This is a genomic window from Ruminococcus sp. (assembly GCF_019417665.1).
Lineage (GTDB): Bacteria > Bacillota > Clostridia > Oscillospirales > Ruminococcaceae > Ruminococcus_C.
In genome coordinates, this window is sequence record NZ_DXUU01000080.1 from 1 (window position 1) to 7,503 (window position 7,503).

The 7,503-nt window shown below is 43.7% G+C and carries 9 protein-coding genes; 1 reads left to right on the forward strand and 8 read right to left on the reverse strand.

Annotated elements, in window-relative coordinates:
• Positions 1-87: 87 nt before the first annotated feature.
• From QZ375_RS13060 to QZ375_RS13090, 7 genes are read right to left on the reverse strand one after another with little or no spacing between them, the layout of a single operon-like run.
• The gene (locus tag QZ375_RS13060; protein WP_295219692.1) at positions 88-405 is read right to left on the reverse strand and encodes a hypothetical protein; all 318 of its coding nucleotides are present in this window, start codon (positions 403-405) and stop codon (positions 88-90) included.
• Entirely contained in the window at positions 402-770 is a 369-nt protein-coding gene (locus QZ375_RS13065) for an HK97 gp10 family phage protein (protein ID WP_295219693.1), read from the reverse strand. Before QZ375_RS13065 ends, QZ375_RS13060 begins: the two co-directional genes overlap by 4 nt.
• Positions 757-1,104, reverse strand: a complete 348-nt coding sequence (locus QZ375_RS13070) for a phage head closure protein (RefSeq protein WP_295219694.1) — start codon at positions 1,102-1,104, stop codon at positions 757-759. The genes QZ375_RS13065 and QZ375_RS13070 overlap by 14 nt, the downstream gene beginning before the upstream one ends.
• Entirely contained in the window at positions 1,104-1,376 is a 273-nt protein-coding gene (locus QZ375_RS13075) for a head-tail connector protein (protein ID WP_295219695.1), read from the reverse strand. Before QZ375_RS13075 ends, QZ375_RS13070 begins: the two co-directional genes overlap by 1 nt.
• 22 nt (positions 1,377-1,398) lie before the next feature.
• Positions 1,399-2,595: a phage major capsid protein gene (locus QZ375_RS13080; RefSeq protein ID WP_295219700.1), complete on the reverse strand. Its 1,197-nt coding sequence runs from the start codon at positions 2,593-2,595 to the stop codon at positions 1,399-1,401.
• Positions 2,596-2,607: 12 nt separating this feature from the next.
• Positions 2,608-3,342 (reverse strand): head maturation protease, ClpP-related, encoded by a 735-nt coding sequence (locus QZ375_RS13085; RefSeq protein ID WP_295219696.1) that lies wholly within the window; start codon positions 3,340-3,342, stop codon positions 2,608-2,610.
• Positions 3,339-4,589 carry a phage portal protein gene (locus QZ375_RS13090; RefSeq protein ID WP_295219697.1) on the reverse strand — a complete coding sequence of 417 codons (1,251 nt, stop codon included), beginning with the start codon at positions 4,587-4,589 and terminating at the stop codon, positions 3,339-3,341. Before QZ375_RS13090 ends, QZ375_RS13085 begins: the two co-directional genes overlap by 4 nt.
• A 165-nt stretch (positions 4,590-4,754) precedes the next feature.
• On the opposite strand from QZ375_RS13090, the gene QZ375_RS13095 reads away from it, so the two are divergent.
• On the forward strand, positions 4,755-5,570 hold the full coding sequence (locus QZ375_RS13095; RefSeq protein ID WP_295219698.1) for a hypothetical protein: 816 nt from the start codon (positions 4,755-4,757) through the stop codon (positions 5,568-5,570).
• Between the two features lie 71 nt (positions 5,571-5,641).
• Here the strand turns inward: QZ375_RS13095 and QZ375_RS13100 are convergent, their stop codons facing one another.
• On the reverse strand, positions 5,642-7,207 hold the full coding sequence (locus QZ375_RS13100; protein ID WP_295219699.1) for a terminase TerL endonuclease subunit: 1,566 nt from the start codon (positions 7,205-7,207) through the stop codon (positions 5,642-5,644).
• Positions 7,208-7,503 lie beyond the last annotated feature (296 nt).

Consider the following 7,503-nt stretch of genomic DNA (forward strand, 5'->3'; position numbering starts at 1 on the left):
CACCTTCTTCATCATAAGAGGTGATTTTTGCATAGTGAACTTTGTTCAGACCGAATTTTACCTTGTTTTTCTCCATTGCCATATAGATCAAACCTCCATCTCATAGAGTACTTCATACAATTCTTCCGAATCAATGAATGTTTCTGTTTTTGTATAATAAATCTCGTGCTGGGAAAGCACTGCCTCCACTTGTTCTTCCAATTCCGGCTGCTTTTTGTCTGTGTACAATTCAATGTCCAGCTGTTTGCAACTGAAATATGCCAAATTATCCGCTGAAAATGTATTTTCTCCGGGAGATAAAAACAGCAAAAAAGGCGGTTCAGGCGATTCGCCTTCCGCATAATGATGATAGGCAAAGGGCAGTCCCATCTCTTCCATCATTTCTGCGATCTGTTCGTAAGTCATGACAAAGCCCCCTCAATTAAATGCTCCAGCAACTGTACACCGTTTTCTTCCGCAGGAGCAATGTGCGGTTTGCCGGATACACGTCCACCGCCACGCTTGGCATGGCCTTTCTCCAATAAATGTGCCAGTTGGTAACGATTCTTACTGTGGACAGTCATCTCCAAAGAGTGACTGTTTTCGCCAGTCTTTTTCGTTGCCCAGCTTTTCGCATACTTTCCCGTGTCTGACGGAGCATTGGCAGAGATCTCATTTTTCACTTGCGTGGCGGTTTTCCGGACAGCCTTTTTCATGGCAGTATCCGCAAGGTCTGCATATTCCTGCAAGCCCTGCATGATTTCCTCCGCAAGATTGTCAATACTGGTCATTTTGTCCTGCCTTTCTGGCTTCTGCAGTAAGTTTCAGATAGTCCTTGTGCAGATAATCCGGTGTAACACTGGTGATGTTGTATGTAACATCCCGAAACAAGATTCGGTTGCCTGTTACAGACGGCATCCAGTGCTGACTTTGCCGAATGAGGAATTCCAGTGTTTGTGTTTCTTTGGTCACACCAGCGTCCGTATGCTCCGAAGAAGCTTTCAAAGTCACTTTTGCCCAGCAGGAAAAAGCTTCGTCCCATACGGCGGTGTGATTGCCGATTTCATCGGTAACGACACGATTCTCCAGAAAGGTGATTCTCTGATTCAGTGTTCCAATTTCCATCAAATCACACCCTCTCGCTGTGCGAACAGCATGGCACGAAGCGTTAATGTCAGCTTGGAAAAGTCTGCGTTATTGCGGTTTTCATAGAGATAAGAAACCGTGTAGAGCATCGCTGTTCGTACCACATCTTCGTTTTCTGAAAAGCGTTCCTCGTCCATTCTTCCTACATCCATTACCAGCTGTTTTGCAGTTGAAATAAGGGAGAGAAGCAATGGATCATCGTCCTCAAAATCCACACGCAGATATTGCTTGACTTCCTGTAAAGTTACCACCCACTCCAACCCCTTTCTCTGATTACGCTTTCTTGATGGTGAGTGTCTTAATAGCTTCCGGAAGAATCAACTTGCCATCCAAACGCTGACTTGCAAGGAAACCAACCTGCCCTGTCATAGCAAAGAGTTCATTCAGTCTCTTGAAGGAGCGTCCCTGTCTGTCAGCCACCCAGTAATAGCTAAAGTCACCGAATGCCATGCACTTGTTGCCTGCCTTGATTTCCGGCACATAGCTGGATGTCTTGTAAGGGCGATTGAGAATGGTGTCCGGAACACCAGCCTGCACAGACGGACTCCAGATGTAATTTCCTGTGTTGTCTTTCAATTTTCTGAGAGCCTTGACAGTGGAATCATTGAGCACCCACACCGCTTTCTTGCGGTACGGGCTTCTGAGAGAATAGAAGAGTTCCATCACATCATCAAATGTAATGCTTGCACCTGTGGTGGAAGTGCCGTCTTCCGCACCGCCTGTAGCATTAAAAATACCGGTCGGTTTGCCCTTGCCATCACCAACGAAGAACGCCTCTTCTTCCTTAGAACCGATTCTTCTTGCGAACTCCTTTGCAATGTAGGACAGCAGATCAAAAACAGAATCATTCAAAAGTTCTTCTGAAATTTTAATTGCTGTACCAAGCTTATATGCGGAAAGCGATGCCTGTCCGAACGTATCATCAGAAAGAGAATACTGCTGTTCTTCGTCCATCCAGACAGCCTCGCCCTTGGAAGTAACAATCGGAATCTTGCGGTCGCCGTTGGAAGTTTTGATAACGGTTGCCATCTGGCGGAAAATGCTCTCTTCCTCCAACGCTTCCACCAGTTTTCGTTCAAACTCATCTGGAACAAGATAACCGCCCTCTGCATCTGTACCAATGTGCAAATCATCATGGACATCGATCCAGTTACGATTTCTGACGCTATTCCAGAAAGCCTTCTTGTAGGCATCGCTTGCCGTACCTGTCTTTTCCGTTACGTCCGGTGTGGCAGGCTTGCCGAGAACAGGAGTGGAAGTTGCCTTGTTCATTTCAGCTTCGATTTCAGCCTGTCTTTCCAGACGCTGAATTTCTTTTCCGAGATCAACAATGGTCTGTTCCATCGCATCGTAGGTCTTGGAATCTTCCTCGCTGAGAACGCCGTTTGCATTTCGCTTGCTATCAAGAAAATCACGGGCAGTATCCCAAGCCTTGTTTCTCTTTTCTCTGAGTTCTTTAATCGTCATAATCAATTCCTCCAATCAATATTTCAATAATGCCAGTCTTTTTTCAAACTGGTCAATCGGTGTGCCTGTAACGGATTCTGCTGATGCAGATACTTTGGATAAGAATGCAGATAGATTCTTCGATTTGGAATAGGTCATTGCAGTAAGTGTATCTTCTTTTTCTTCTTCATCCGGTTCTTCCTCTTTAGGAACAACAGGCATTTTCTTCTCTGCAAAGAGAATCCCATCCACAAATCCCATTTCATGAGCCTTTTTCGCATTGAGCCAGGTTTCATCGGACATCAGCTTTGCAATCTTGTTTCGGCTGAGATGGGACTTGGTTTCGTAGGCGTTAATAATGCTCTCTTTGACTTCTTCCAGAAGTTCAATTGCTTTTTCCATATCTGCTTTATTGCCTATTGCTGATGTGGAAGGGTCGTGAATCATCATTAGGGCAGTCGGTGCAATCAAGGTTTCATCGCCTGCCATTGCCACAACAGACGCAGCGGAGGCAGCAATGCCATCAATTTTTACGGTAACCTTGCCTTTGTGATTTTTCAGCATAGAATAAATCTGACTTGCAGCGAACACATCGCCGCCCGGCGAGTTCAGCCAGACTGTCAAGTTTCCGCTGACTTTTGCGAGTTCATCATGAAACAAAGCAGGTGTCACTTCATCGCCCCACCAAGTATCTTCTGAAATGGGACCGTTAAAGAGTAACTCAGTTTCCGATGTATCTTCGTTTTTGATAAAATTCCAGAATTTCTTCATTCGGTTTTTTCCTCCTTTTTTGGATTTGCAAATGCACCTGCATCAGCAAGTTTGGTGAAGCTGCCATTTACGAGATACAGGTTACCTCCATCTTCATCAGGAATCAAATTCATATCTTCCTTTTCACGGATGTCATTCGCCGACATCCAGCCGTTTTGTCTTGCAGTAGCATAGCCCTGCATTCTGGAAGCATAATCGCCACGCAGAAGTCCGTCTACATTGAACTTCACAAAATACTGCCCCTTTTCAGAATCAGAAAGAAGTGCTTTCTGCAAAGACTGCTCCCATCGAACGATCCAAGGGTCAAGGCTGTATTTCACGAAATCCAATGATAGATGTTCCACGTTACTGAATGTTGCGTGGTCAAGGTCGCCAATCATATGGAGCGGTACACGGTACATTCTTGCAATCTCCTCGATCTGAAACTTTCTGGTTTCCAGAAACTGTGCTTCATTATTTGGAATAGCAATAGGAGTAAACTTCATGCCCTCCTCTAAAACTGCGACCTTGTGGGCGTTTCTTCCGCCATAGGCTCTTTGCCATGCATCACGCACACGTTCCGGATTTTTGATTACCCCGGGGTGTTCCAACACGCCACTTGGTGAAGCACCGTTTCCGAAAAACGATGCTCCATATTCCTCGCAGGCAATAGAAATGCCGATTGCATTTTTCGCAAGTGCAATCGGCGAATATCCAACCAGCCCATCGAAACCTAAACCCGGAATATGCAGAACTTCATCGGCGTAAAGAATGATGTCGCCCTGTTCTTTCAGATTCGGATTTGCTTCATCATAACGGTTGTAAATGTATATCAGACGGTTTTTCTCATCACGGTCAACTTTCATCTTATCCGGCATCAGAGGGTATAACCCTAAAACATCACCTCTGCCGTTTCGGATAATCTGTGCATAGGCATTGCCGTAAATCAGCAGATGAGACATTAAGGTTTCTCGGAAAACAAAAGAAGTCATTTCGGAATTTGGCTGATCGTGGAGTAAAAAATAGAGCGGATGCTGCGGCACTCGCTCTTTTCCTTTCTCGTTGTATTTGTATAGGTGCAGTGGCAGTTGTGCGATAGCCTCTGACAGAACCCGCACGCAGGCATAAACCACTGTGTGCTGCATGGCGGTACGGTCATTGACACGTTTACCGCTGTTCGTTCGTCCGAAGAAATAGCTGTAGCTGGGGCTGTCATAGCTGTTGGTCGGCTTATCTCTGGACTTAAAGAGCCCGGTGAAAATACCCATGAGAATCAACTCCTTTCTTGACTTTTCGTATATAGGTGTAGTATAATATGCTTAACAGTATGTAGGGCATCAGCCTTACAAATCGGAAGTTGGTGGTGTGTTAACAACTTGCTTATGATTGATATTTAATGAAAAATAGTGGGATTTAAAAAGAAGGTAATAATAATGAAATATATAGATGCTACAACACAAAAGTCTTTGAAACAGGGAGTAATGGAATTATTAAATCTTTCTGCTAGTGAGATGGCACAGATATTTATGTCCATTTATAAAGATACGAAAAAGCAACCGTGGGAGTGGGTTAGAGATTTTCTTTCTGATTATGTTGTAGATGAGACACTAGAACATATCCAGATGTTCCATCTTTCTCGAAGATTGAATGGAACTGATATAAAAGCAAATAATAATCTTGAACAACTTTTAATAGAAGACTCTCCTCTATCTGAATTTTTTAAAAAACATAAGATAATTTTCAGACCGAACGAAGGACATATTGATTTGTATTATAAGGGAAAATTGCAACCTCTTGAGGATGAGTTTAGATATTCTGGCGGAAATATTTATTATCTTAGATCTAGATTGGGATATAACAAGATTCAAGATTACTGCGTAAACGGGTTTGCATTCCGGTCACATTTAGAGAAGAATCAGTATTTTTCTTTATTGTCTTATTGTCCTGAATTGGTCGGAAATATTGAAGAGCTTCTTGGCATACATGGAATGAGTACGGATTACTATAATAATAGTAAATACTATTGCATTGAATACTTGATTCCTTTGACGGATGTGATATTCGATATGGGATATCCGCCAGAAACTGCCAATGAAAAAACAATAGAATTTTTGCAACAGGCAATATTAAGATTATATGATGAATGGATAGGAAGTAGCTTTGTGTGTGATGATAACCTTATACTTAGGCTTTCAGACGATGCTTGCATTAGACCAGAGTGGTTTGTTAAAGCAGAGGAATTAAAATAATTGAGGTAGAAGTGTGATAACATATGAAGATAAATAGTGATGAAAATTCCAGTTTGTAGGAGTAACTACATCTATAAAATCAACATCTCCCTCGAATCATAAATAGAATCATCAGAAACGCATCCACAGCGGATTGCACGGTCAAGAGCCATAATCATGGCAACCGCACCGTCAATTTTCTCTGTGGATTTTTCTTTGTCCGGCTTGATGTTTCCTGCAGGGTCACGGCGAATAAAAATATTATCCATCATCCAGCGGAGAACCGGGTGACCGTTATGAGCAAGAGTCTGTTCAAGGGTCAGTTTCATCAGTTCTTTTGTAGGCGGTGACATATCCTTGTAACCCTGTCCGAACTGAACCATTGTAAAACCAAGGCCTTCAAGATTCTGCGACATCTGTACTGCACCCCATCTATCAAATGCAATTTCTTTGATGTTGAATTTCTGCCCCAGTTCATCGATGAAGTTTTCGATAAAGCCATAATGGACAACATTCCCCTCAGTAGTTTTCAGATAACCCTGCCGTTCCCATACATCATATGGAACGTGGTCACGCCTTACTCTGAGTGGCAGTGTTTCCTCTGGCAGCCAGAAGTAGGGTAGAACATAATAATGCTCGTCATCTTCTGTTGGAGGAAAGACAAGCACGAAAGCTGTAATATCCGTTGTACTGGAAAGGTCGAGTCCACCGTAGCAGATACGACCTGCAAGCATCTCTTCATCAAAAGCGACCTTGCATTTGTCCCATTTTTCCATCGGCATCCAACGCACCGCCTGTTTTACCCATTGATTCAAACGCAGTTGTCGAAAAGCATTTTCTTCTCCGGGAGTCTCCTTTGCAGAATTACACGCAGCCACCACCTTATCCATACCGATAGTTTTATCCAGTGACGGATTTGCCTTCTTCCAGACCTTTGGGTCAGTCCAGTCCTCAGATTCATCTGCACCATAAATGACAGGATAAAAAGTCGGGTCATGTTTTCTGCCTTCCAGAATATCCTTCGCTTTCTGGTGGATTTCATAGCAGATGCTGTTGGTATCCGTTCCGGCTGTGGTGATGAGAAAATATAGAGGCTGCATTCTCGCATCACCGGAACCTTTGGTCATAACATCAAACAATTTCCGATTGGGTTGCGTATGAAGTTCATCAAACACCACGCCGTGGATGTTGAAACCGTGCTTGGAGTAGGCTTCTGCCGAAAGCACCTGATAGAAGCTGTTGGTCGGAATGTACACGATACGCTTTTGTGAGGTCAGGATTTTCACTCGCTTGGAAAGGGCAGGGCACATTCGTACCATATCCGCTGCTACGTCAAATACAATGGCAGCCTGTTGGCGGTCGGCAGCACAACCGTAAACTTCGGCACGTTCTTCACCGTCACCGCAAGTTAATAGCAGAGCAACGGCAGCAGCAAGCTCTGATTTGCCATTTTTCTTCGGAATCTCAATGTAAGCCGTGTTGAATTGCCGATAGCCGTTCGGTTTTAAGATTCCAAACAGGTCACGGATAATTTGTTCCTGCCAGTCCAGCAGTTCAAATTTCTTTCCTGCCCAGGTGCCTTTGGTGTGGCTCAGACACTCAATAAAAGAGACGGCATAGTCTGCCGCCTTTTTGTTATACTTGGAATCCTCCGCCATAAAACGGGTCGGTTTAAATCTTGCTATTGTTCTTACCCTCCCAATAAAAAAGACCTGCCAAAAAGCAAGTCTGCATCATTTATTTTAACGCCCTCAAGGGGCAGTTTTGTAATCGAGATTCCATTCCCATTATAACCATGTTACCATAAAAATTCAAGGATAGCAAGCGGCTAAACAGACAGAAAAAACGTAGAAATTTCGCCGTTTTCTTGTGTAAGATACACCAATAGAAATTTTTCCGGTACGACCGCCAGAGCCTTTCGGCTCCGGCTTGTGGGATTCGGTTTTGAAAAAAT

What these genes read in the sequence shown, in the direction of transcription:
- QZ375_RS13065 (WP_295219693.1), bottom strand. Translation starts at nt 770, where the DNA reads ATGACCAGTATTGACAATCTTGCGGAGGAAATCATGCAGGGCTTGCAG.
- QZ375_RS13090 (WP_295219697.1), bottom strand. Translation starts at nt 4,589, where the DNA reads ATGGGTATTTTCACCGGGCTCTTTAAGTCCAGAGATAAGCCGACCAAC.
- QZ375_RS13100 (WP_295219699.1), bottom strand. Translation starts at nt 7,207, where the DNA reads ATGGCGGAGGATTCCAAGTATAACAAAAAGGCGGCAGACTATGCCGTC.
- QZ375_RS13085 (WP_295219696.1), bottom strand. Translation starts at nt 3,342, where the DNA reads ATGAAGAAATTCTGGAATTTTATCAAAAACGAAGATACATCGGAAACT.
- QZ375_RS13070 (WP_295219694.1), bottom strand. Translation starts at nt 1,104, where the DNA reads ATGGAAATTGGAACACTGAATCAGAGAATCACCTTTCTGGAGAATCGT.
- QZ375_RS13060 (WP_295219692.1), bottom strand. Translation starts at nt 405, where the DNA reads ATGACTTACGAACAGATCGCAGAAATGATGGAAGAGATGGGACTGCCC.
- QZ375_RS13095 (WP_295219698.1), top strand. Translation starts at nt 4,755, where the DNA reads ATGAAATATATAGATGCTACAACACAAAAGTCTTTGAAACAGGGAGTA.